At 38.7% G+C, this 22,097-nt stretch carries 24 protein-coding genes; 7 read left to right on the plus strand and 17 right to left on the minus strand.

Features of this window, described 5'->3' with window-relative positions; translation table 11 throughout:
- Positions 1 to 116 precede the first annotated feature (116 nt).
- The 11 genes from trmD to ispH all read right to left on the minus strand — a co-directional run bounded on the left by trmD (position 117) and on the right by ispH (position 10,744).
- The gene (gene trmD, locus FTT99_RS07325; protein ID WP_180024307.1) at positions 117 to 857 is read right to left on the minus strand and encodes a tRNA (guanosine(37)-N1)-methyltransferase TrmD; all 741 of its coding nucleotides are present in this window, start codon (positions 855 to 857) and stop codon (positions 117 to 119) included.
- 42 nt (positions 858 to 899) lie between these two features.
- On the minus strand, positions 900 to 1,448 hold the full coding sequence (rimM, locus tag FTT99_RS07330) for a ribosome maturation factor RimM (protein WP_078189353.1): 549 nt from the start codon (positions 1,446 to 1,448) through the stop codon (positions 900 to 902).
- Between the two features lie 17 nt (positions 1,449 to 1,465).
- The gene (gene rpsP, locus FTT99_RS07335; protein WP_078189354.1) at positions 1,466 to 1,723 is read right to left on the minus strand and encodes a 30S ribosomal protein S16; all 258 of its coding nucleotides are present in this window, start codon (positions 1,721 to 1,723) and stop codon (positions 1,466 to 1,468) included.
- Positions 1,724 to 1,867: 144 nt separating this feature from the next.
- Complete coding sequence (locus FTT99_RS07340) at positions 1,868 to 2,302, minus strand: type IV pilin protein (protein WP_180106864.1); 435 nt, start codon at positions 2,300 to 2,302, stop codon at positions 1,868 to 1,870.
- Complete coding sequence (locus tag FTT99_RS16560) at positions 2,296 to 2,931, minus strand: type IV pilin protein (protein WP_180106862.1); 636 nt, start codon at positions 2,929 to 2,931, stop codon at positions 2,296 to 2,298. Before FTT99_RS16560 ends, FTT99_RS07340 begins: the two co-directional genes overlap by 7 nt.
- Position 2,932: 1 nt before the next feature.
- Positions 2,933 to 6,910 (minus strand): hypothetical protein, encoded by a 3,978-nt coding sequence (locus tag FTT99_RS07350; RefSeq protein ID WP_180161346.1) that lies wholly within the window; start codon positions 6,908 to 6,910, stop codon positions 2,933 to 2,935.
- Between the two features lie 11 nt (positions 6,911 to 6,921).
- Positions 6,922 to 7,674, minus strand: a complete 753-nt coding sequence (locus FTT99_RS07355; RefSeq protein ID WP_180161348.1) for a hypothetical protein — start codon at positions 7,672 to 7,674, stop codon at positions 6,922 to 6,924.
- Positions 7,675 to 7,684: 10 nt separating this feature from the next.
- Positions 7,685 to 8,632, minus strand: a complete 948-nt coding sequence (locus FTT99_RS07360) for a PilW family protein (RefSeq protein ID WP_180161351.1) — start codon at positions 8,630 to 8,632, stop codon at positions 7,685 to 7,687.
- The gene (gene pilV / locus FTT99_RS07365; RefSeq protein WP_180161353.1) at positions 8,632 to 9,141 is read right to left on the minus strand and encodes a type IV pilus modification protein PilV; all 510 of its coding nucleotides are present in this window, start codon (positions 9,139 to 9,141) and stop codon (positions 8,632 to 8,634) included. Before pilV ends, FTT99_RS07360 begins: the two co-directional genes overlap by 1 nt.
- Positions 9,141 to 9,629, minus strand: a complete 489-nt coding sequence (locus FTT99_RS07370) for a Tfp pilus assembly protein FimT/FimU (RefSeq protein ID WP_071850951.1) — start codon at positions 9,627 to 9,629, stop codon at positions 9,141 to 9,143. Before FTT99_RS07370 ends, pilV begins: the two co-directional genes overlap by 1 nt.
- A gap of 164 nt (positions 9,630 to 9,793) precedes the next feature.
- Positions 9,794 to 10,744 (minus strand): 4-hydroxy-3-methylbut-2-enyl diphosphate reductase, encoded by a 951-nt coding sequence (ispH, locus tag FTT99_RS07375; RefSeq protein WP_180161355.1) that lies wholly within the window; start codon positions 10,742 to 10,744, stop codon positions 9,794 to 9,796.
- 133 nt (positions 10,745 to 10,877) lie between these two features.
- Between ispH and gmk the strand changes: the two genes are divergently transcribed.
- The 6 genes from gmk (at position 10,878) to bfr (ending at position 15,755) form a co-directional block, all read left to right on the plus strand.
- Entirely contained in the window at positions 10,878 to 11,501 is a 624-nt protein-coding gene (gmk, locus tag FTT99_RS07380) for a guanylate kinase (RefSeq protein ID WP_078192517.1), read from the plus strand.
- 76 nt (positions 11,502 to 11,577) lie between these two features.
- Positions 11,578 to 11,859, plus strand: coding sequence for a DNA-directed RNA polymerase subunit omega (gene rpoZ, locus FTT99_RS07385; RefSeq protein WP_067762989.1), 282 nt, complete (start codon positions 11,578 to 11,580; stop codon positions 11,857 to 11,859).
- A 218-nt stretch (positions 11,860 to 12,077) separates the two neighbouring features.
- The gene (locus FTT99_RS07390) at positions 12,078 to 14,183 is read left to right on the plus strand and encodes a bifunctional (p)ppGpp synthetase/guanosine-3',5'-bis(diphosphate) 3'-pyrophosphohydrolase (RefSeq protein ID WP_180132114.1); all 2,106 of its coding nucleotides are present in this window, start codon (positions 12,078 to 12,080) and stop codon (positions 14,181 to 14,183) included.
- 54 nt (positions 14,184 to 14,237) lie between these two features.
- Positions 14,238 to 14,621, plus strand: a complete 384-nt coding sequence (locus tag FTT99_RS07395; RefSeq protein WP_078189365.1) for a RidA family protein — start codon at positions 14,238 to 14,240, stop codon at positions 14,619 to 14,621.
- A gap of 217 nt (positions 14,622 to 14,838) precedes the next feature.
- Positions 14,839 to 15,033, plus strand: coding sequence for a bacterioferritin-associated ferredoxin (locus FTT99_RS07400; protein WP_218953929.1), 195 nt, complete (start codon positions 14,839 to 14,841; stop codon positions 15,031 to 15,033).
- A gap of 257 nt (positions 15,034 to 15,290) precedes the next feature.
- A complete protein-coding gene (bfr, locus tag FTT99_RS07405) occupies positions 15,291 to 15,755 on the plus strand; it encodes a bacterioferritin (protein ID WP_180132113.1) in 465 nt (154 codons plus the stop codon).
- A gap of 48 nt (positions 15,756 to 15,803) precedes the next feature.
- Here the strand turns inward: bfr and tfpZ are convergent, their stop codons facing one another.
- Positions 15,804 to 16,556, minus strand: coding sequence for a TfpX/TfpZ family type IV pilin accessory protein (gene tfpZ, locus FTT99_RS07410; RefSeq protein ID WP_180161358.1), 753 nt, complete (start codon positions 16,554 to 16,556; stop codon positions 15,804 to 15,806).
- Between the two features lie 36 nt (positions 16,557 to 16,592).
- Between tfpZ and FTT99_RS07415 the strand changes: the two genes are divergently transcribed.
- On the plus strand, positions 16,593 to 18,005 hold the full coding sequence (locus tag FTT99_RS07415) for an O-antigen ligase (protein WP_180161360.1): 1,413 nt from the start codon (positions 16,593 to 16,595) through the stop codon (positions 18,003 to 18,005).
- Positions 18,006 to 18,053: 48 nt separating this feature from the next.
- Here the strand turns inward: FTT99_RS07415 and FTT99_RS07420 are convergent, their stop codons facing one another.
- The 5 genes from FTT99_RS07420 to FTT99_RS07440 form a co-directional block, all read right to left on the minus strand.
- Positions 18,054 to 18,479 (minus strand): pilin, encoded by a 426-nt coding sequence (locus FTT99_RS07420; RefSeq protein ID WP_180161363.1) that lies wholly within the window; start codon positions 18,477 to 18,479, stop codon positions 18,054 to 18,056.
- 205 nt (positions 18,480 to 18,684) lie between these two features.
- Positions 18,685 to 19,245: a TPM domain-containing protein gene (locus FTT99_RS07425; protein WP_180161365.1), complete on the minus strand. Its 561-nt coding sequence runs from the start codon at positions 19,243 to 19,245 to the stop codon at positions 18,685 to 18,687.
- Positions 19,239 to 20,306, minus strand: coding sequence for a TPM domain-containing protein (locus tag FTT99_RS07430; protein ID WP_180161367.1), 1,068 nt, complete (start codon positions 20,304 to 20,306; stop codon positions 19,239 to 19,241). Before FTT99_RS07430 ends, FTT99_RS07425 begins: the two co-directional genes overlap by 7 nt.
- Positions 20,307 to 20,335: 29 nt before the next feature.
- On the minus strand, positions 20,336 to 20,926 hold the full coding sequence (locus tag FTT99_RS07435; protein ID WP_078189372.1) for a LemA family protein: 591 nt from the start codon (positions 20,924 to 20,926) through the stop codon (positions 20,336 to 20,338).
- Between the two features lie 161 nt (positions 20,927 to 21,087).
- Positions 21,088 to 21,972, minus strand: a complete 885-nt coding sequence (locus FTT99_RS07440) for a metal-dependent hydrolase (protein WP_180161369.1) — start codon at positions 21,970 to 21,972, stop codon at positions 21,088 to 21,090.
- Positions 21,973 to 22,097: the final 125 nt, after the last annotated feature.

Genomic DNA, 22,097 nt, shown 5'->3' on the forward strand with positions numbered 1-22,097 from the left:
TAGAAGAGGTCTAATCATCGCTGGGGCTAGAGGCTAAAGCGCATAGACCCGATTGACTTTCCCTTTATGCTTGACCGCTTCAATGCATAAAGAGCCTAATATAAGATTTAAAAAATTTAAACCTGAGAATCTTTTAGCCATTTCTTTTGCTGCTTGGTCAATTCAACTTTTTCAACCAACTCAGGTCGGCGTTCTAAAGTGCGTTGATATCGCTGCAAAAACCGCCATTTCTCAATATTGGCATGATGTCCCGATTTTAATACTTCAGGAACGTCTAAACCTTCAAAATGGTCTGGCTTGGTATATTGTGGGCAATCTAAAAGACCATCCACAAATGAGTCTTGCACATGTGATTGCTCATCAGACATTGCACCCGGAAGTCTCCGAATCACACTATCCAATAAAACCATCGCAGGGAGTTCACCACCAGATAAAACGTAATCGCCTATTGACCATTCCTGATCAACATATTGTTGGATCAAACGCTCATCAACTCCTTCATAACGACCACATAATACAATCAATCCATCATATTTGACGAAATCTTGTACCGCAGGTTCATTTAAGGTTTTTCCTTGCGGCGACATATACACCACAGGGACATGAACAGCACCCGCTTGCTTGGCAAGCTCTTTGGCACGATGAATTGCTTTCGCTAATGGCTCAGCCATCATCACCATACCTGGACCACCACCAAATGGACGTTCATCCACTCTTTTGTAGTTGCCCTCAGCAAATTCGCGTGGATTGATACAATGAACTTGCACAATGTCACGTTTTGCTGCGCGCCCGCTAATACCGTAGGCTGTAATCGCTTCAAACATTTCAGGAAAAAGCGTAATGACTGCAAAAAACATCGCAGACTCCTCTATTTTCCTGCTGCGTCAATCCTTAAAGGATTAATAATCTACGCCCCAATTTACGTAGATACGACCAGCTTCGAGATCAACACGCTGTACTACATCTTTATGCCATGGAATCATTCGCTCTTCGCTATCGACACTGTCAGCAGTAGCGCGAACTACCATCACGTCGTTAGCACCTGTTTCAAACAATTCGTGGATTTGACCGAGGTTGACTTCTTGTTCATCTTCTCCAAGACCTAACACTGTTAAGCCCTTCAAATCTGACCAGTAATACTCGTCCACGCCTGCTTGAGGCAGTTGCGATTTAGAAATCCAGATATTTGCGCCAACCAAGTTATCTGCTGCGGTACGATCACTCACACCTTTTAGCGAAACAACCAAGCCTTTGCCATGTGGTTTCCAACGTTTTACATCTACTGTTTGCCAACCTGCTTTGGTCTCAATGTACCAAGGGAGGTAGTCAAAAATATTGCTCATAGGTTCTGTATTGGAATAGACCCAGAGCCACCCATTTAATCCATATGCTGAACGTAGCTGTCCAATCTGAATACGATCTTCGGGAACATTCTGTGTTGGTGTCATGGGCAACCTACTACTAATTAAGCAGTAGCTGCAGCTTTCTTAGCTTCAGCAGCTAAAGAAGCAACACGTTCTGAAGGTTGAGCACCTTGTGAAACCCAGTGAGCAAAACGGTCAGCATCTAAACGAAGTTTTTCTGCTTTACCTTGAGCTGTAGGGTTGAAGAAACCGATACGTTCGATGAAACGACCGTCACGTGCATTACGGCTATCAGTCACAATGATTTGATAGAACGGACGTTTTTTAGCACCACCGCGTGCAAGACGAATAACAACCATGATAGAACCTTATAGTTTTTACGGATTATCCCTGTACCGACCATCGATACATTTCAAACCCCTTTCATAGAGGGCAATATTTTACGTGAAATTTGCCCTGAATGAAAGATCAAAAAGTGTTTATCCACAATTTTGAATTTGAGGTTATTTGCCGTCCCAGTTAGAGGTGGCAGAAAGACCGTTACAATTATTTATGCCTTTTTCCCAATAACGTTGCGACTTATAATTCAAACACAACCATCCATTATCTTTTTGCATTGTTGACACCTTTGGCTTAGCAACTAAAGTCCATTTCGTTGCTTCAACTGCTGAAGGCTCAAACGACACATCATATAAGGCTTTGGTTCTGGGAATAGTTGTTTGACCATATAACTTTTGAACAGTTGCCCCATTAAAGGAACCATTTACTCCTTTATACTCCGTCATTCTTTGCGCAATGAACATTAATTCAGACTGAGCATCAGCTCTATTTGTTCTAATTGTATAGGCAGTATAAGACGGATATGCTATCGCTGCTAAAATCGCAATAATTGCTACAACAACCATAATTTCAATCAATGTAAATCCTTGTTTTACCATGACTGAGCTCCCTCATCTTCTGTACCGCATGTAAGATAGGTGACTTTTGTATAATCTTTTTTATTCATACACTTCGTCCCCCTACTATTAAGCAATAGTTTATAATTTTGATTATCTAGACTTTCTGCCTGAATTGCCCAATTGCTACCAATGACAAACATATCCGATTGCGTTGCTTTATCAAAATTTATTACTTTGTTTAATTTATCAAATTTAATTTCTGTTTCCTTTACTCCAGTAATTTTTCCTTCTTCATCTTTTGAATACTCATTTACTGCATAAAAACCAATTATTGATATTTTATATCTAGGATTGGCTGTATCCAATGGGAGTTGAACTTCTTGAGCAGCAACATCAAAGTTACTACTTAAGGTTCCAGCCTTATCCTTATAAAGATAAGCCGCATCAAATCCCTTATAGCTAAAGTTTTTGGCTTTATGCCGTTCAAGTTGCTCAGCTAGTTTTTGCATTTCTTGCTGCGCTTGAGCTAAATTTCCCTTACGAATATAAAGCTGGTATGAAGGTAGTGCAATTGCCGCAAGCACTGCGACAATCACAACAACAATCATTAATTCTATTAATGTAAAACCTTTAGTATTCTTCGATGACAGCAACGAATCATTTTTCATTTTATTGCCCCTTCGTTGAATAACGCTCATACCAACGATGTGGGATAAATCTCAAAGCGCCGCCAGCTGGAATAAATAGATTACCCGGATTAGGACAATCTTCCCCATCACACTTCATATTTTCTGCACGCGTTGGATCTGGAATGATAATACCTTTATTACCCTTGTTGCTTGACATTGGGCCAACATTCAAACTCACAATGCCTGAACCTAAATTATATTTAAAATTTGCTTTTTCTTGGCACACACCAGTAGGTAGACATAATCTTTGGGTAAAACTTTGTCCTTTTACACCTGCTCCACAAGTTTCAGTAGAACCGGCTTCTGATGAATCATAAAGTGTTACATATAGATTTCCTTCCATCGCAACCAAAGGTGTAATTCCTTTTACAACACCAGCAACCTCAGCACCTTCATCGAAATTTTTATTCAACTGATAATACCAGCCACCCCAACCATTGGTTGGGCTAATTTTTGCACCCAGCATAGTCTTTGCCGTCTTATCATTTACAATCGTACTTAACGGCATAAGTTTTTTAAGGTCAACCGTTACAGAATCAGTTGAAAGCGTTTTATCCTTATTTTTACTTTCAGACGAAGTATTATCTGGATAATACTCACCAGTAGGAAGAATATCGTATTGATAAATACCATATACAGCATCCATAGTTAAACCAGTTGCATCTTTTTGCGGGGATTCACTTGTACCCAGTAATGGCGAACTTTTATTCCCTGAAATAAAGGTAGCCATTACAATATTACCACCCTCTGTTTTACTCGTGCTGTGGTGCGCTGTAAACACAGGTTGTAAATAAAATCTAGGACTTTTCCCGTTGCTATTATTTAAGTTTAAAATGCGGGTAATTTGAGGCTCAAATGTATATCCATGATCGGTAGGTTTATTAAGATCTACACGGAAAGCTTGACCTGCAAGATCACCAAAATATAGATGATCAACAATACCATCATTATTACGATCAACTGTTTTAATTTCACTTACAACACTATATTGCAAGTTATCATCTTGAGTATATTTATCTGGTTGACTGTATTTTATGTCATCCGTATCAACTGCTGTAGCTTTCGTCTTGCTCGAATACCAGAGTAGATCTCCATTGTCGGCGTCAAACATATAAACGCCAGCGCCAATTTCATTGTCTTGTTTGTAATCATATTTTTCGTAACCATCATACCCTGTACGCACACCATTTACATCGCGTAAGCCATCACCGTTCACACCACCTGCATCATAGCCACCACCCACGAACATAACTAATTTACGTTGACCATTCCAATTTACATAATCAAGTTTTGGTTTTGACCAGCTTTGTCCCATTTTTTCAACAGCAGGATAATGCTTTACAACTAGCTCTTTTTCGCCATTTGTTTTTACACGCTGACGTTTTACCGTGCCAGTATTTGGATCAATATGAAATTTAATTTTGGGTACAAATGAATTTGAGCTACTCAAACCAGTTAAATCGAGCGCATAGTAACTTCTGCCCCCCATACGCAGACCACCATAAACCCATTGCTTACCCTTTAGGTTTTCTTTTTCGCCTTCATCACCACCGACAACATTTCGAGCCACACCATCGACGGTTAAAGTACCATCATCCTTACTTACGTATACGGTATGAGCAGTCCACTCACCATCTACTCCATAATAAAGCCCATCTTTACCATGATTCCAAGTGCCTGCACCATATTTAAATAATTCATATTGCTTTTCTGCCATTTCTTTAGGTAAAAAGCTAAATTTTTCCACACCTGACTCTGCATCAACTACATGTAATAAGCCTTGTGTCGTACCAAAGAGTACGTAATCTTTACGGCCTTCTGTATCAATTATAACCTTCTTATCGGCATTTAGTTTCGCTACAGCTTCACCTTCTTGAGTGAGTAAAACAGGTAAAGAATGCAGTAGACTTCCCATCTGACGCATTTCAGCAGGTACAGAAGATAAATCTTGGTTGGCATCAGAAATATTATATCCCAGCAGCCCCATGAGTCCTTTAATACGATTGGCATCATCAGTCTTGGTTTTTGCATCAGTTGTATATTGATGTGTAATTCGTACTAACCCTAAATTCTGCTTAATTTGATTACCTGCACTTTCTGCACTATCAAATTCATAATCTGTAAGTAAATTACGCCCTGTAATCTTGGAATCTGCTGTAATCAAAGTACCTAAAGGCAGCTTAGCCAAAGCACCAAATTTTGCAAAAACAGCTAGACCTTCTGGAGCATCACCAGATGCCCAAATATCTCGTACATCTTGTAAACTACTTTTTTTATTTACTTCAACGACAACTTTCTTCGTTCCTGCCTCATCTGCAAACACTCCATTATTAACGACATGGAATTTTTTTAAGTTACCAAACCATAACTGTTGTTTTGCATCATCATCTACTTTTGGTTCAAACTGTGGAAAATATGAATAAGGCTGAATAATTTCAGGATTGAGAGCGTCTAAAGGAATTGTCGATGACCCGGTACTAATACTCGGGATAGCTCCGCCTACCTTACCAATAAAGTCATTTAAACTACGCACTACCTCTTCCGACTCTCTAGCGGCAATAAACCCGCCCTCACCATACTCCCCCCCATCTTCTGCTGCTAAGCCCCAGTCGTATGCATTTTGAGCATCTTTATTCATTGATGAATAGGTACCATCAAACACGCTACCGAATCCAACTACAGCAGTTAATACACTACGTTTAGCCTCTTCTACATTTAAAGCTTTTTTTATCACATCAGGATCATTAAGTGATTTCGCGAACGACCCGATTGCACGCCAATCTGATTTAGCATACACAGGGCTCCAATAGCTCCCCAAATTAACCCCATCATTCGCCCCCCCAGATAACCCACTACTAAAAGTATAATCAGCACTCATTCTAAGTGCATTTTTCATTAACGTAGCGGTATTACTTGTTTCCAAGGTTTGTGGTTGCCCATCTGTTAAAAAATACACTCCCTGACCACTGCATTCTGCTGCACCGGCAGATTTATCCAATGGAGAAACATAATTAGATCCTGAAACTAGAGCTGCATCTGCTGTTTTTGATAAATTTATACCGCTGTATGTACCACCACCAGTGGTTGTACCCAACAGATAAGCAGCAGCTTCAGCATAAGCTGCTGAAGTTGGTGTACCACCTGTACCTTTAAAATTAGTATTTCTAATTAATGCTAATACTTTCTCACGTTGTGGGGAACCCACAGCACCCCACGCTGCTGCAGGAATTCGAATATACCCCCTAAGATTATTTTCGCCACTTGCCACATATGGAAAAGTGCCAATGCCAATTTTCACATCGGACTTAATACCACTTTTTGTAGTTTCATTATATACAGGCATTGTAGCGAGAGTGTACAAAGCATCTTTTAAACGACTCATCCGATCGTATATTTTTTTATTTTTCTCTTCGAGGTAGTAATAGTTATCACTATTCTTAGTAAAACCATCTATAGATGGTTTACTACTTAATAATGTTGTACAGAGATTTGTATTAAAAGCACCTCCTACTCCACATGAATACCATTGTTCTGTTGGGACTGGTGTACACCACGATTGCCACCAATCACAAACTTTCTTAGGGACTTGCCTATAGTAATAAGTCCGTATATCAGCTGTACAAAATCTTCTTGAATAACTTGCAGGCGCAGGCAAGTCTTCCTTATAAGAATTACTATTTTTATCATATTTTATATTTGTTGCACCTTCAGGAATATCACAAGCATTTGTTCCAACATTAGATACATCCATACTACCCGAAGTATCTAACATCATCACAACCACACCCGAACTCGCAGATGCGGAAGGTTTAGTATAAATTTCAATATCACTTGCATACGTATTAGTACTTTGCGCAATCAATAATGTAATCGATGCTGCTAATACAGAAACTTTAAGTTTATTAACTACTTTAGCTTCACCCTGTAGAGGATGGGTTTGAACATTTAAATTTTTCATCTCTTCATCTCCTACGAGCTAGCTTTCAGCGAGCGCAGACTATATTCCATTTCTTGAGTGCTATATGGGACATTTAATTGGGATAGACAGTCGGTAACTGTGTCATTTTTAACAAGAGGATCTACAAAGCTCGTGTAATTTGATAAACATCCGCTCACCTGTTTAAGGCTTGCATTCCCTAAATTTGGCAATATAGATGTCGAAGTAATCGCTACTTTTTGAATACCTGTACTTTTTGAACTTTCTTTATCATCACCTTCCATCATGTGTTCCCAATCACGAGAGGCATCTGCTGCACGAATAGAAACCTGTGTCATCACAGCTTGACGACCGCTAATAAAATCACCACGTTCAACCTTACAAAAACCATTAACACCCAACTCAGTATTCATAATTGAATTACCTACCCAATAAACTGAGCTCGCAATACGACTACCCGAAAAATTATCAGTCACAGCCCCACGAATACAGAAGACCAGCTCTTTACCTTTGTTTTCAGGTCTCAACACATAAGCCAACATGCCATCACCAATCCGCATTTGAGCAAATGTCAAATCGTCACTCGTTTTATTTTCTAAGGTGTAAAACACTGAGTCACTGTTTTGCATAAGCAAAGATTGAGCTTGAGCATTGGTAGAAATATTGAGTGAAGTAATACTTGAGCGAATAGCCCAGGTTCCCGCAATGGCGATAATAACCAGCATGATCAGTACAACAATAAGAACTGCACCAGACTGATTTTTTAAATTATTAATACTTTTCATGGCGCAACTCCTATTCCTGCTTCTCTATGCCAAAACCATTTCTTAGAGCAATAGTCTGAGTCACAATGCTGCGCATATATTGGTCATTTTTAGTATTAGGTTTCAATTTAGAATTTACATTTAATATTTCATACAATTTATCTTCATTAAATAAATCATTACTACCTGTAGAATTCGTTGAACGTACTAACATTCCCACTTTTAACATTACAATTTGCGGCTTCGTTGTTAATGCCATATAGTCATTTATTGAGATATAACCAAAACAGCTCATCAAGGCATCTGCGGTTTCTGTATCAACACATTTATCCTTAGCAACGCCTAACATAACCCCAAAATAATCCACTCGAGGAATTATAATTTCGCCATTTCCACTTAAATCGATTTTTGCTGGCTCATCACCTGTATAAGTAAATGCTTTACATGCCAAAGAAAAAGGTTCATTAGGTTCATTTTTAGCACTGTCTTTACGAACAAAATACTTTTGAACCACAAAAGTATTTACTGGGATTTTTGCACCCTCGCAATCAAACTGATCTTCCATCATATTTTTATATTGAATGACCAATTGATCACTTTTTACACCCGACAAATTAGATGTATTTTCTATATTACCTAGTGATAAAGCATCTACAAGCTCGACATCACCCAGTCCTGCACCCGTTCTTTTTGAAGTATAATTTTTCGCATCAAGTACAATACCACCATGCAGAACGCTGTCATTTATAACGACATCTGAAGCATTTAAATTTGCGAGGCGAATATCCCTAACAACCGCCTCCAAACCAAACAAAGCATCATTTTGTAAATTAGACATAGCTTGCTGACTTGAAACACCTTTTTGGGCCGTTAAGGTCAATTGAATTGCTATTGCACTAACAATTAGACCAAGTGTTAAGGCAATCATTAATTCAAGTAAAGTAAAGCCTTTATTAGCGTTTTGAAGACCTCTATTCATTAGTAAGACTCCATAACTAAACATTGAGCATTAGCAACATAACTTCCACTTGTAGAAACACATTGATCAATAGATGTTTTTATATCTGTATCGCCCCACGCTACATAAACACAGCTTAATGTAGAACCACGACAAGCATCTATTCTTACGATATGTCCATTGGCAGTAGCCTTCTTATTTATTTCAGAAGCATCAAAGTTAGCCATTTTTTCAGCATTACAGTTTGGAGCATATGAACTTGTAGTACCTATACAACCTGTCTCATTGATTTTATTCGAATTAATAGAAGTTTTATATTGATCAAAACCTGATTTATTTGCTCTCATTCGCTCAGATAAATCACGTGCGATATTAATGGCGAAGGTTCTATCAGCCGCTTCATTTGCTGCATCCATTGCTCTTAATTGCAAGGCAGAAAAACCTAAAATTCCAATCGCAATCAAAAGCAAGGCAACAAGTACTTCAATCAGTCCCACGCCATGTTGTGATTTTATATTTTTTGAACTCATTAGCATTGCCCCGACTCTATACTTGTCACAGTGCCATTCATCGATACCGAAATCGTTCTACTTTGTTTTATTTCAGGATTACATAATGAAAATTTCAACGGAATTCTCACGACCTTAGTAGATGAATCTGCTGGATCAATAATAGTTTTTGTCCGCTGTAACGGTTGTCCAATAGGTGTAAATACGACATCTGAAAAATCAACATCATTTGCAGTATTATCTAATATGATATTTTCTGATTTTGGAGCCCAATACTTTAGAATTGAAGTATTTTGACCATGTTGAAATTTAAGGGTGACATTGGACCTCAATGTTGTTGCTTGAGCACGAGCTTCACTTAACACAAAAGATAACTCTCTTGTTTCAGCATCTAATTTTCTTTTTTCAATTAAATTCCCAAACGAAGGCGCAGCTAAAGTCGCAATAATCGCCATAACAGCAATCGTCACAATCAGCTCAATTAACGTAAATCCATTATTTTTCTGCATACTCCCCCCAAGGCGCGCCAAACTTTACCCTATTAAAAATAATATCTAATTAAATTACAAAACAAACACAAATAAGGATAAAAGGCATAAAAAAACAGATAATTGCCAAAAAGCAATTATCTGTCAATTCTTAAAAAAATTCAGAATGTTAAGTCATTAACACTTTATGCCTGAGTTACAGGAATACGTAACTCTTTTGGTAAACTAAATGTAATATTTTCTTCACGACCATCCAACTCTTGCGGAGATTTAGCCCCCCAATCTTGTAAGCGCTGAATTACTTGTTTAATTAAAATTTCAGGTGCCGATGCTCCTGCAGTTACACCAATTTTTGTGTGCTCATTAAACCATTCTTGCTGTAACTGATCGGCATTGTCCACCAAATACGCATGCTTACCCATCCGTTCAGCCAATTCACGTAATCGGTTCGAGTTCGAAGAGTTCGGTGAACCCACAACCAATACAACATCACATTGCTCAGCCAGATCACGTACGGCATCTTGGCGGTTTTGAGTGGCATAACAAATATCATCTTTACGCGGCCCCTGAATTTCAGGGAACTTCTGACGTAAGGCATCAATGACTTTTGCTGTGTCATCTATAGAAAGCGTTGTCTGAGTTACAAACGCTACTTTTTCAGGATGCACCACTTCTAGCTCTGCAACATCTTGTTCATCTTCAACCAAATAAATCGAACCACCATTTTTGGTGTCATATTGACCCATTGTCCCTTCAACTTCTGGGTGACCTTCATGACCAATCAAAATCGCTTCCACACCTTCACGAGCGTACTTGGTCACTTCTATATGCACCTTGGTCACCAAAGGGCAGGTCGCATCAAAAACTTTTAGCCCACGGCGTTCAGCTTCTTGTTGTACCGCTTTAGATACACCATGCGCACTGAAAATCACGATATTGTCATCTGGCACTTCATCCAGTTCATCCACAAATATCGCACCGCGTTGACGCAGGTCGTCCACCACAAATTTATTATGTACTACCTCATGACGCACATATATTGGGGGGTTAAAGCATTCCAGTGCACGGTTCACAATCGCGATGGCGCGATCAACACCTGCACAGAAACCGCGTGGATTAGCTAAAACAATTTCCATAGAATCCTCAATGCCCACTCAATTTTACGGGTATCACTTGAAATAAATGTAAACAATAGACGTCTGACTATTTTGTTTGGCGCGCGTCTGCTCTAAAATAGAGAAGATATTTTATCATATCAGGAAAAATATCATGTCGGGTCTCTTGTTTGTCGTTTCTGCTGCTTCGGGAACGGGCAAAACATCCCTCGTTAAAGCCCTGCTTGAACGTGTAAACAATTTACATGTCTCTGTTTCTCATACCACTCGTGGTCAGCGTCCTGGCGAATTAGACGGCGTACATTACCATTTTGCAAAAAAAGAAGATTTTCTATCTTTGGTAAATGAAGGCGGCTTCATTGAATATGCAGAAGTATTTGGTAATTATTACGGTACTGCACAGCGCACAGTAAAAGAACAATTGGCCAAAGGTCATGACGTTTTACTTGAAATTGACTGGCAAGGTGCTGAACAGGTTCGTAAACTTTTTCCTGAATCTAGACAAATTTTTATTCTCCCTCCGAGTCAGTTTGATTTACGTCAACGTTTATCCAATCGTGGCACAGACTCTGTTGAAGTCATTGAACATCGTCTTAGCTGTGCCGTAGAAGATATGCAGCAATACGTTAATTTTGACTATATCATTATTAATGATGACTTTAATAAAGCACTGCATGACTTAGAGTCCGTGATTATTGCCAATCGTCTTGTTTTAAAACAACAGGCCATGCGTCACGAAAAATTGATTGAGAAATTAATCACCCCTACGGAACAGTGATTAAAACTTGAGTCTATAGACAAAGCACCTTATACTGCACAGTCTGTTAAAAATTTATATTCAAACGAGAATTCTTATGGCACGCGTAACCGTTGAAGATTGTTTAGACCATGTAGACAACCGCTTTGAGCTTGTACTAGTGGCAAGCAAACGCGCGCGTCAATTGGCACGTCAAGGTATCGAACCTACTGTTGAGTGGGACAATGACAAACCAACCGTTGTTGCTCTTCGTGAAATCGCAGCGGGTCACGTTTCTAAAGACATTTTGAAACAACGTGAACAAGACTACCAAACTTCAAGTTTAGACCTTGCACTTTCTGCAAATAACCTAAACTTAGACGGTTTTTCTTTCCAATAAGATAAACCTGACCTTAAAAGCCTAGTTTTTAACTAGGCTTTTTTTATGGATTCTCTTTAATATTTTACTCAGAACAGTTATAACATAAGCTTAAGAAGTGCAAAGCAAGCGAAAAAGATTTTCATTTTTTTAAACTAAAAAATTGACAAGTCATGCAATATGCATTTCATTAAAGTATTAACCGTTTCATTTGTAAATCAGTAGTAAAAGGGTGTTCTATGCCAGGCCCAATGGTCAGCCAAGCCAAGCAACAGTTAAATGTGATTATCGACGCTTACCTTTCAGTAAGTGATGTCGAACGCGTGCTTGAAGCTTGCGACTATGCGGATATTGCCCATGATGGTATTACACGTAAAAGTGGCGAACCCTACATCCTTCACCCGATTGCGGTGAGCTGTATTTTGGCGCATATGCGTCTTGATGCGGAAACTTTAATGGCCGCTTTACTACATGATGTCATTGAAGATACCGAATTTACAAAACAAGATATTACTGAAAAATTTGGTCTGACCGTTGCTGAACTCGTCGACGGCGTCACTAAACTCAGCCACTCTAGTGATAAAGAATATAATAAAGCCGCATCCTTCCGTAAAATTCTGCAAGCCACCCTACAAGACCCACGTGTCATTATTATTAAACTGGCGGATCGTTATCATAACATGACCACACTAGGTGCTTTACGCCCTGACAAACGTGCTCGTATTGCCCAAGAAACCTTTGAAATTTTTGTGCCTATGGCACGCCTTGTCGGTATGAATGAAATGGCCGACAACCTTGAACATTTGTGTTATCAAAATCTCGACTTAGATATGTATAACAATGTTCAAGAAGCTCTATTACAAACCAAACCGAAACGCTGCGAATACCAAACTAAGTGGGAAAACAACCTCACCGCCTTACTAGAACAACACCATATTTCAGGTCGAATTAAAAAGAAGAATAATAATATTGAATTACTTCGTCACTTTGTAAAAAACGATATTGATCTGCAAGAGCTTACCCATAGTCATGCCTTTGAAATTATTTTACAAAGTATCGCAGACTGTGACCGACTTGCAGACATCCTCAAAGAAAGCTTTAAAGTTCTAAATTACACCGATCATATTCGCCGCCCGTTACCCGGTGGCAACCAGTCACTGATGATGCGCTTAAAAGGTGAAAAGACCATTTTATCACTGACCATCCAAACGGAGTTGATGCGTAAAGCGGCGCGCTTTGGTGTGGTTCTCGGTGAAAATGCACCACAAGCTTGTCGCTCAGCGATCCAAGCCTCCATGCAAAATTTAAACGTGTTAGTCGATGGCGCATGTGCCAAGACCACATTTAGTGAATTACTCGATTATCTACATCAAGAAAAAATTTGGGTTTACACCCCACACGGTCATTTGCATGAACTCCCTCAGGGTGCCACTGCGGTTGATTTCGCTTATTCAGCAAGCTTATTTTTGGGCAACCATGCCGTTGGTGCAAAAATTGATGGGGAAACCAAGCCCCTTTCAACACCATTACTGAGTGGTCAAGTGATTGAAATTATCACTGATGTTCTTGCAACACCAAACCCTGACTGGCTAAGCTTTATTAATACGCAAAAAGCCCGCCGCGCATTACAAAATATCCTCCGTGACCAAGACCAAGATGAACAACGTTTAGTTGGTCAGCAAGCTTTAAATCGCGCATTAAAACTCTTTAACCGTTCTGTAAGTGATTTGACATTAGCGGATTGGGAAAATGTGCTGAATTGGCGTCATTTAAATGATAAAGAAAAATTATTTGAACAGATTGCCGTGGGTGACTTATTACCGCAATTGGTTGCTAATCATTTATATGCTCAAGATACCATTCAGACTTCAAACTCTGCACGCTTAATCTTGGGCACTGACGGTGTCGACGTTAAATATGCGCACTGCTGTAACCCCGTTTTAGGCGATCCAATACAAGGGCATTTATCACGTCGTGGTTTGATTGTGCACCGTTCACGTTGTCATAATTTATTGCATGAACAACATTTACATCCTGAAAATATCATGCCTTTACACTGGACTACAGAAGACAGTGAGGACATTAGTTTTACAGCCTATTTATGCTTAAACATACTGTTAAATGATGAACAAATTTCAGAGCTGATTTATCTATGCCGTAAAGAAAAAGTCGGTGTAGAAACTGTCCGTTCACATGAAGAAAAAACCTATGTGAATATTGTTGTACACAATCGTAAACAAATTGCCGAAATTATCCGTAATTTAAGAATGCATTTTGGCTTCCCACGCATCAGTCGTTTGGCACAACCTCTTGCCATTGCTGAGCCTGCGAAAGTTGCCAGCTAACCTGACACCGCATTTTTATATATGTTGTGTCTGTGATGATAATAGGAGAAATAGATGTCCCGCCAGGTAATCCATACTGAAAATGCACCCGCTGCAATTGGTACTTACTCACAAGCCATTTTAGTGGGCGACACTTTGTATTTATCAGGTCAAATTGGCTTAGATCCATATAGCATGGAGCTGGTAGAAGGCATCGAAGCTCAAATTCGCCGTGTATTCGACAACTTAAAAGCGGTATGTGAAGCGGCAGGTGGTACGCTAGCCGATATCGCTAAGCTGAATATTTTCCTCACTGACCTTTCTAACTTCCAATTGGTCAACCAAATTATGGGCGAATACTTTGCTCAACCCTACCCTGCACGCGCTGCACTCGGTGTAGCTAGCCTACCAAAAGGTGCACTAGTTGAAATGGATGGTGTGGTTATTATTAATCAATAAGTTAGTAAACATTGCTTAAGCCATTCACTAAGTATCACATTCCAAAAGAACAAAAGCCTCACATGGAAATCTGAGCATTACTCAGATTTCCGCTTAAATGACAGTTTTTATTCAAAAACTCAATCACCTTAAAAGCATTTTTAAATGATTTTTATTGACAAACGATAATAATTATCAATAATATTACTTATCCCATTTATTCACTTGGTTTGATTTCATGTACGTTTGTTTGTGCCGTGGTATTACTGATCAAGACATTAAAGATGCAATTGCCAATGGTGCAGAAAGCTATCGTGAAGTTCGCGATATGCTCGATTTAGGCACCTGTTGTGGTCGCTGTGTTCCTGAAGCTCGTATGATCATCAGTGATGAAGTTGCGCAAATTGCAGCCCGTATCGCAATTGCCGCATAAACCAAGCTTTTAAATTTTCTCAACAATCATAATTATAAAACCAATGGTCTCAGACCATTCCTCCTCCCCCGCTTCTGACTCTAAGCGGGTTTTTATTTATTAAAGATCTAAAAATTAGCGCCTTGTTTTGATTGTGATTTTCATTTGCTGTTCTATAAAACACTCGCTAATTTGCACTTTGTTGTTTAAGATATTTCTATTCTAATATCGAATTTATATTGCTTAGTTCGAGCTTTATTGTGGTTAAGGAGTCAGACATGAAAGGCAATCGTGATGTAATTAATCAGTTAAATCAGGTGCTTTATCATCATTTAACTGCAATTAACCAATATTTTCTTCATTCACGGATGTTTAACGATTGGGGTATTGAGCAACTGGGCTCTGCGGAATATAAAGAATCAATTCGTCAAATGAAGCATGCTGATAAAATTATTGAGCGAATTTTGTTTTTAGAAGGTTTACCAAATTTACAGCACCTCGGTAAACTCTATATCGGTCAGCATACTGTTGAAGTCTTAAATTGTGATGTACGTAAAGTCAAAGAGAACATTGAAACCATTCAAACTGCCGTTAAACTAGCAGAAGAGCAACTTGATTATGTCACTCGTGATCTAGTTCAAGAAATTTTAGAAAAAGAAGAAGAATGGTTGGATTGGGCTACTACCCAATTAGACTTAGTTGAATCTGTAGGTATAGAGAATTACATTCAGAGTCAGATTTAAACTTATTAAAAAAACCCGCGGATGCGGGTTTTTTATTTTCATAAATTACTACCAAGGGCGAAGGTCAACGATTTTAATAACCTCACCCGTTTCTTTATTGATTAAGACTGTCATATCTACGGCGTTGGCTTTTAATGGAACAAACCTAGAGGTCTCACGATAGTTATTTAATTCAATTTCAATTTGATCTTTACTATTATAATTTGAAAGCATTTCTAAGGGATATGAGGATTTCAGAATTTTAGGTGCTAATTTAGATATTTTTACATAATTATCTGGTTGCTGTGCAAGAGAAATTCCAGAAAAAATTTCATCCATCATTTTCTTTTGTCTATCTTCCATTGTACCACTTAACTCCACAGCGACAAATTTAGGTTTGGCAAAATAATTAAATGTTAAGTACTCTTTTTTAATATTTTTGCTTGAATTTATAATCTCATTTTTTTGAATTAATTCAAATTTATTACCATTAAAAACAATCCAAACAGGTTTAGCTGATGCTAGGCTATATACCCCATATATCAATGCACTAACTTGCAATAAAACAATAATAGTAAGATCTTTTTTAAGAGTCTTCTTATTTTTTCTATAAACAACAAAAGTTAATAATGGTCCCAAAATTACATCTATCATAAGTACTAATTGAAAAATCCTATACCCATTCACTGCTTCTAACAATGGAGATGGATACCAAAGATATAAAATAAAAAATGATAATAATGTCAAAACAAAAATGGATAACATTAAATGTAGCACAAATGCCCTAAATTTTTCTTTTAGTATTTCCTTCATATCTTGCATATAATTCCCCTAATAAAAAATTCAAACGGATTTCAAATGTTTAATAGTATAAACAAATCTTTAATTATTTTTATTCCATTATTTAGTTTTATTGTATTTTCTAGTCTAAGCTTTTATTGGGTTAAAGCACCTTATGATGCCTGGCGAATATACGAAATTCTACTATTAATTTTTGCCAACATATTAGGTATCCAACTGATTTTTCAACAGAAGTATCAAATAATTGATATTAAATTTGATAAAAATATCTCTCTTATAATTAGTATTCTAGTCTTCATTATATTAATTTCAGCTGCAAATTCCCATTATCCTCCTCGTGCATATGCAGATGCCTCTTTATATTTTTTACTCATGAGCGCTTGCCTCATTTATGCCAATCTCTTTAAATACTATAAAAAACTTGCAGAAAATATACTTGCATGCGTAGCAATTCTACCCATGCTAACGCTGATGTTCTTACCCATTGCGATTTTTGATCGATTACAAGGTGGCATTGGTAGCTGGACCCAATCCTTTACCAATATCCGCATGCTTGATGATGCTCTACTACCCTGCATATTTCTACTCTGGCTTCGTGTTGGCTTTTTAAAAGTATCTGATCAACTCACAAAACCCAAGCATTGGCTACTTACTATTTCCATCTATAGTGTTTCAACTATTTACTTATTGAATTTTCTATTTCATGGCGCAAGAGCATGTCTACTTGCAATCATCACTGGTCTAATACTGAGTGTGATTTATCATAAAAAAAGTAAGCAATTTGATTTGAAACTCCCTATTTTATCAGGTCTCACTGCACTTAGCCTGTATACCATCTATCATCAAATTTTACCGAGTTCAATCGGATCTGCTTTAGCAAGAACTAGTAGCTCGGGTCGAATTGATTTATGGTTAAAGGCATTCAATACTTGGCTTGAGAATCCAATTTTAGGGGTGGGTGGTAATCATTTTCTTTTGCAGCAACCTTATACCATCATTGCTCACCCACATAATATTTGGCTAAAATTTTTAAGCGAATGGGGACTTTCTGTATTTCTCCTGACAGGACTCATCATTGCACTCTGCATAAATATAAAGCAAAAAATATCTCAGATCCCTCCGCTACTATTGGCAGGTACAATTGCGATTTTGATCAATTCAATGTTGTCTGGTAGTTTGCTTTATCCAGTCAGCCAAATCACAAGTTTATGCGTCTTGTCATATACTCTAAGTTTTTGTCTTCGTCCAAATCCTGCACCTTCAAATATAAATTCAATGAAATATCTATGGATGTTTTTAATCGTTCTATTTTCTAGCATTCTTTTGTTGGTACATGGACAAGATATTATCTGTAAAGACTGTATTAGTATAGATTGGGAAGGTGCACCTGCATTTTGGGATTCAGGTCGCCCTTTACGTTTAGAACCCTATGTTCCTGAAAACTTAGGCAAACCGACCAACAAATATTAAATCAAAAAAAGAGAGCCTATAGGCTCTCTTTTCTAACCCAAATTCAAATTATGAACATGAACCTGGTTTATATTTAGGATCTAAAGTACCAGTTACTGTACAAGTCCAAGCACCAGCCGCTGTACGGTTTAAACTAAGTGTCCCTGCTGATACTTTTGGTGAACCTTTAAGAGCACAAGTGATCGCTCCAGTTTTTGAACCGTCAGCAGCCGGTTCTGCTACCCCAACAGTACAGCGATCAGAGTTTTTGATACCAACAGAAGCAGGAGTATAATCTGCCGCATCTGTTTTACCTTCATTTACAAGAACTTCATATTGAGTTTTAGCTGGAGAAATCTCTGCTAAACCAGATGTAGCTTGAGATTTAGCGATATAGTCTTGATAAGCAGGAATCGCAATCGCAGCAAGAATACCGATAATTGCTACAACGATCATTAATTCGATAAGAGTAAAACCCTTTTGAACTGATTTCATAACATTCTCCACAAATGTTTTTTAATTTAATTATTTAATAAAGCTATGTAGCTTGTTTTATAAATAGCACAGAGCGTGCCAAGAATTATTATAGTGAAAATAACAGAAAAAACAGCACTTTAAAAAAATATTTTTATTTTTTGTAACCATTACGTCTCTTTTTGTGTTTAAAAGTGACGATTTGTGTCACTTTATCACCGTTTTTTTATCGCAAAATTATTGGCGCATTTGCGATTTCATTAGTTTTATCTACAGACTTCCCTGCATAAAAGTGATCCATCACTTCACCAATCTCTTTTACACCAACAGTCAAAGCTATTCGGTATTGTTTATTTTGCATGCTTTGGATAATTCGCGCGCAAATATCCTGCCACACTTGGGCATCGGTTGCCTGTCTCATCCCGCGATCAATCACAATTTCCACCTGACGTTCACATAAGTTTAGATAAAGCAAAACACCACTATTAAATTCCGTATCCCACACACCCAGTTCAGCAAAGAGCTGTTCAGCACGTGCACGGGTATTTTGATAATAGGCTTGGTTCGAAGGAATATGCCCTTCGATCACCACCTGTATTTCACCTACATGTCCATGCTCAGCTTCTGTCACCGCTTGCGCAATGGCCTGCTGATCTTGCTTATTAAAAAAGCGGTTTGCTGCAGGCATATAAAAGAAGTGCTTCAACCAGCGTTTAAAACTTGGTTGTTGTATTTCCTGTGTTTTAGGACAGGTGACAATTTCTGTTGTTTCTGTTTTCGTTACCATGAACCTGATGCTCCCCCACCGCCAAAGCCACCACCGCCTCCGCTATAGCTGCCGCCACCAAAGCCACCACCTCCGCTACGGCCTCCACCGCCCCCACCACCAGCAAGGAACATTTGAAAAATGGTTTGAGCAATAGCCGTAATCAGTAAAAAGAAAATTGCTCCACCCATCAACAGACTGGTGAGTAGACCTGCACCGTTGACCAAACCCGCAACGGTACCTGCAACAGCAGCAGTTGACGCACTTAAGCGCTTACCCACAATAAAGGATGCAAAAATACCAATCACCAAAATGATGAGAACCGTTGTAAACGTTTTCTCTTTGGCTTGTTGTTCGTGTAAGGCTTGTTCCTGACGCTCTTTCAACTCTTGGGCTGCCTGAGCTGCAACTTCAGGGTCTTGATTTAAAATACGTGTTATTTCCGTTAAGCCAGCATCAATGCCTTGAGCATACTGAGCTTGCTTAAAATACGGTGTGATTTGATTTCGAATAATGCGACTAACGATGATATCGGGCATGATTCCTTCTAGCCCATAACCCGTCAGGATTTGAATTCTGCGATCATTCACAGCGATCGCCATCAATATCCCGTTGTCACGTTTTGCTGAACCGAGTTGCCATTTTTCTGCAACACGCATGGCATAATCAAAAATATCTTCTTGACCTGTGGTTGGTACAATCACGACGCCAATTTGTGTCTTGCCTTGTTCGTGTAACTGTAAAATTTTCTGGCTAATGGCTTGCTTTTCAGCAGCAGAAAGTAAGTTTGCCTGATCAACTACAGGTTCATTGAGCGTCGGCAAGCCACGAATCGACTCGCCATCTGCCATATCATTGGCAATATTCGGCTGCTGAATTTTGATTTCAGGCTGTGCTGTTGTTTCTTTTTGCGTAGCTGACTGCTGATCTTTTAATATTTTACCGACAACAACTGTTTCAGCATCTACATCTGTAGCGGTGGCAGTTTCTGCATGTGTGAAACCCACCACACACAATAAGCATGCTAAAACCATGCGCTGCAACCACAACAAACCTGTATGTTTTAGCTCAAAATACACCATCAGCCCACCTCACAATGCAGTGACGCCAATTAATTAAAATCAACTTTCGGTGCAGTTTGTGCACTTTGCTCTGCGCTAAAGTTAGGTTTAGTATCCATGCCAATGACTTTAGCCGTCATCACTTGCGGGAACTGGCGTGCATAGCCATTAAAGTCTTGTACCGTAGTAATGTAGCGATTACGTGCGACAGCGATCCTGTTTTCAGTGCCTTCAAGCTGTACCTGTAAATCACGGAATTGCTCATTGGCTTTTAAGTCTGGATAATTTTCCGAGACTGCAATTAAACGAGAAAGTGCGCTGGTCATCTGCGCTTGAGCTTCTTGATATTTTTGGAACAGTGCTGGATCTTCCAAAACTTCCTTATCCACTTTTAAGCCCGCAACATTGGCACGTGCTTGAGTCACTTCGGTCAGTACTTGTTCCTCATGTTTCGCGTAACCTTTAACCACATTGACAAGATTAGGTACCAAATCTGCACGGCGTTGATATTGGTTTTGCACCTCAGACCATGCTGCTGTAACGGCTTCGTCTTTAACTTGTAATGTGTTATAGCCACAACCACTCAGGGTCAACGTACTGACTAATGCGATTGCGAGCATGCTTTTTTTCATTGAATTCATAACCCTTAACCTCAAGTATTTATTTGTAATTGTTTAAATAAATTCATTCTAACCTTATTTTTCGAATGAATTATGTATTTTCTTTGTGATTAAACGGATCTACTCGAAAAATATTTAGCATTAAAAAAAGCCCACAACTCGGGCTTTTTTATCATATTGAATTAACTATACAATTGCGGTGTAATTTCAGTCTTAAAACTTTCCATTTGATATTCATCAGCAAGGCGTTCTTTCCAATATTTCACGATCTGACTGTAATCAATTTCGCTCGGATGGAATTCTGCTTTGTAATATGACAAATATTCTGGCGTCAATTGAATAAACATTTTTGCCAATAAATACGCCCCGAATATATTTCCACCAACCTTCGGCAAACTTTTTTTCTTATCCTGCATAAATAGCTTCGTTGCAGAATAAAACGTAAGACTTGCAAAACCCGTGGTCACACTGCGCATAATCATGCGGCGTATTTTGTCATCTCCATAGACATGTTGATATACATCAAATGCCACTGCGCGATGCTCAATTTCTTCAATCGCATGCCAAACCCAAAGTTTCACTGCATCATCATCTAAAGTACTCAGTACTTCAGGATGTCTTAAAATATAGCCGCCAAGTAAAGCAGTAAAATGTTCAAATGCACAGGTGATTGCTAACTGTATTTTTGGATGTAAGTTTTTTACATAGCTGTCTTTACGCGCCAGCCATGCTTGGAAACGATCTAAATTATAGGTTTCACTGCGCCAAGCATCGTTAAATTCAGCATGGGCTTTGGAATGCATCGCTTCTTGCCCAATGAATGCTGCGATCTCAGCTTGTAATTTTTCATCACTGACTTTATCGCGTACATTACGCACGCTATGCACAAAGAATTGCTCACCAATGGGAAAGGTCGATGACAATGCCGTCAACAAATGCGACATCACCGGTGAGTTGGCAAAATAATGCCGGCGAATCGCTTTAGGATTGAATTGTGCTCGACGTACCGTAATGCCAATGGCTTTAGGACGATTTAGATATGTTTTTTGTGTCGTCACTTGCGTCATGGTCGCTTCCTAAGATTTAGATCATGATCGCAGTATGTAATTCCTAAGCTCTTTCACACATGGCAAAATGTGCTAGCACATTTGCATAATTCACCATTCTAAAGCGCTGTCTGACAACTTTTCAG

The organism is Acinetobacter sp. YH12040 (genome assembly GCF_013420005.1).
Lineage (GTDB): Bacteria > Pseudomonadota > Gammaproteobacteria > Pseudomonadales > Moraxellaceae > Acinetobacter > Acinetobacter amyesii.

Bases quoted from the DNA above. Each gene is read 5' to 3' on its own strand.
- trmD (WP_180024307.1), bottom strand. From the start codon at position 857: ATGTTTTTTGCAGTCATTACGCTTTTTCCTGAAATGTTTGAAGCGATT.
- rimM (WP_078189353.1), bottom strand. From the start codon at position 1,448: ATGACACCAACACAGAATGTTCCCGAAGATCGTATTCAGATTGGACAG.
- rpsP (WP_078189354.1), bottom strand. From the start codon at position 1,723: ATGGTTGTTATTCGTCTTGCACGCGGTGGTGCTAAAAAACGTCCGTTC.
- FTT99_RS07340 (WP_180106864.1), bottom strand. From the start codon at position 2,302: ATGGTAAAACAAGGATTTACATTGATTGAAATTATGGTTGTTGTAGCA.
- FTT99_RS16560 (WP_180106862.1), bottom strand. From the start codon at position 2,931: ATGAAAAATGATTCGTTGCTGTCATCGAAGAATACTAAAGGTTTTACA.
- FTT99_RS07350 (WP_180161346.1), bottom strand. From the start codon at position 6,910: ATGAAAAATTTAAATGTTCAAACCCATCCTCTACAGGGTGAAGCTAAA.
- FTT99_RS07355 (WP_180161348.1), bottom strand. From the start codon at position 7,674: ATGAAAAGTATTAATAATTTAAAAAATCAGTCTGGTGCAGTTCTTATT.
- FTT99_RS07360 (WP_180161351.1), bottom strand. From the start codon at position 8,632: ATGAATAGAGGTCTTCAAAACGCTAATAAAGGCTTTACTTTACTTGAA.
- pilV (WP_180161353.1), bottom strand. From the start codon at position 9,141: ATGAGTTCAAAAAATATAAAATCACAACATGGCGTGGGACTGATTGAA.
- FTT99_RS07370 (WP_071850951.1), bottom strand. From the start codon at position 9,629: ATGCAGAAAAATAATGGATTTACGTTAATTGAGCTGATTGTGACGATT.
- ispH (WP_180161355.1), bottom strand. From the start codon at position 10,744: ATGGAAATTGTTTTAGCTAATCCACGCGGTTTCTGTGCAGGTGTTGAT.
- gmk (WP_078192517.1), top strand. From the start codon at position 10,878: ATGTCGGGTCTCTTGTTTGTCGTTTCTGCTGCTTCGGGAACGGGCAAA.
- rpoZ (WP_067762989.1), top strand. From the start codon at position 11,578: ATGGCACGCGTAACCGTTGAAGATTGTTTAGACCATGTAGACAACCGC.
- FTT99_RS07390 (WP_180132114.1), top strand. From the start codon at position 12,078: ATGCCAGGCCCAATGGTCAGCCAAGCCAAGCAACAGTTAAATGTGATT.
- FTT99_RS07395 (WP_078189365.1), top strand. From the start codon at position 14,238: ATGTCCCGCCAGGTAATCCATACTGAAAATGCACCCGCTGCAATTGGT.
- FTT99_RS07400 (WP_218953929.1), top strand. From the start codon at position 14,839: ATGTACGTTTGTTTGTGCCGTGGTATTACTGATCAAGACATTAAAGAT.
- bfr (WP_180132113.1), top strand. From the start codon at position 15,291: ATGAAAGGCAATCGTGATGTAATTAATCAGTTAAATCAGGTGCTTTAT.
- tfpZ (WP_180161358.1), bottom strand. From the start codon at position 16,556: ATGCAAGATATGAAGGAAATACTAAAAGAAAAATTTAGGGCATTTGTG.
- FTT99_RS07415 (WP_180161360.1), top strand. From the start codon at position 16,593: ATGTTTAATAGTATAAACAAATCTTTAATTATTTTTATTCCATTATTT.
- FTT99_RS07420 (WP_180161363.1), bottom strand. From the start codon at position 18,479: ATGAAATCAGTTCAAAAGGGTTTTACTCTTATCGAATTAATGATCGTT.
- FTT99_RS07425 (WP_180161365.1), bottom strand. From the start codon at position 19,245: ATGGTAACGAAAACAGAAACAACAGAAATTGTCACCTGTCCTAAAACA.
- FTT99_RS07430 (WP_180161367.1), bottom strand. From the start codon at position 20,306: ATGGTGTATTTTGAGCTAAAACATACAGGTTTGTTGTGGTTGCAGCGC.
- FTT99_RS07435 (WP_078189372.1), bottom strand. From the start codon at position 20,926: ATGAATTCAATGAAAAAAAGCATGCTCGCAATCGCATTAGTCAGTACG.
- FTT99_RS07440 (WP_180161369.1), bottom strand. From the start codon at position 21,972: ATGACGCAAGTGACGACACAAAAAACATATCTAAATCGTCCTAAAGCC.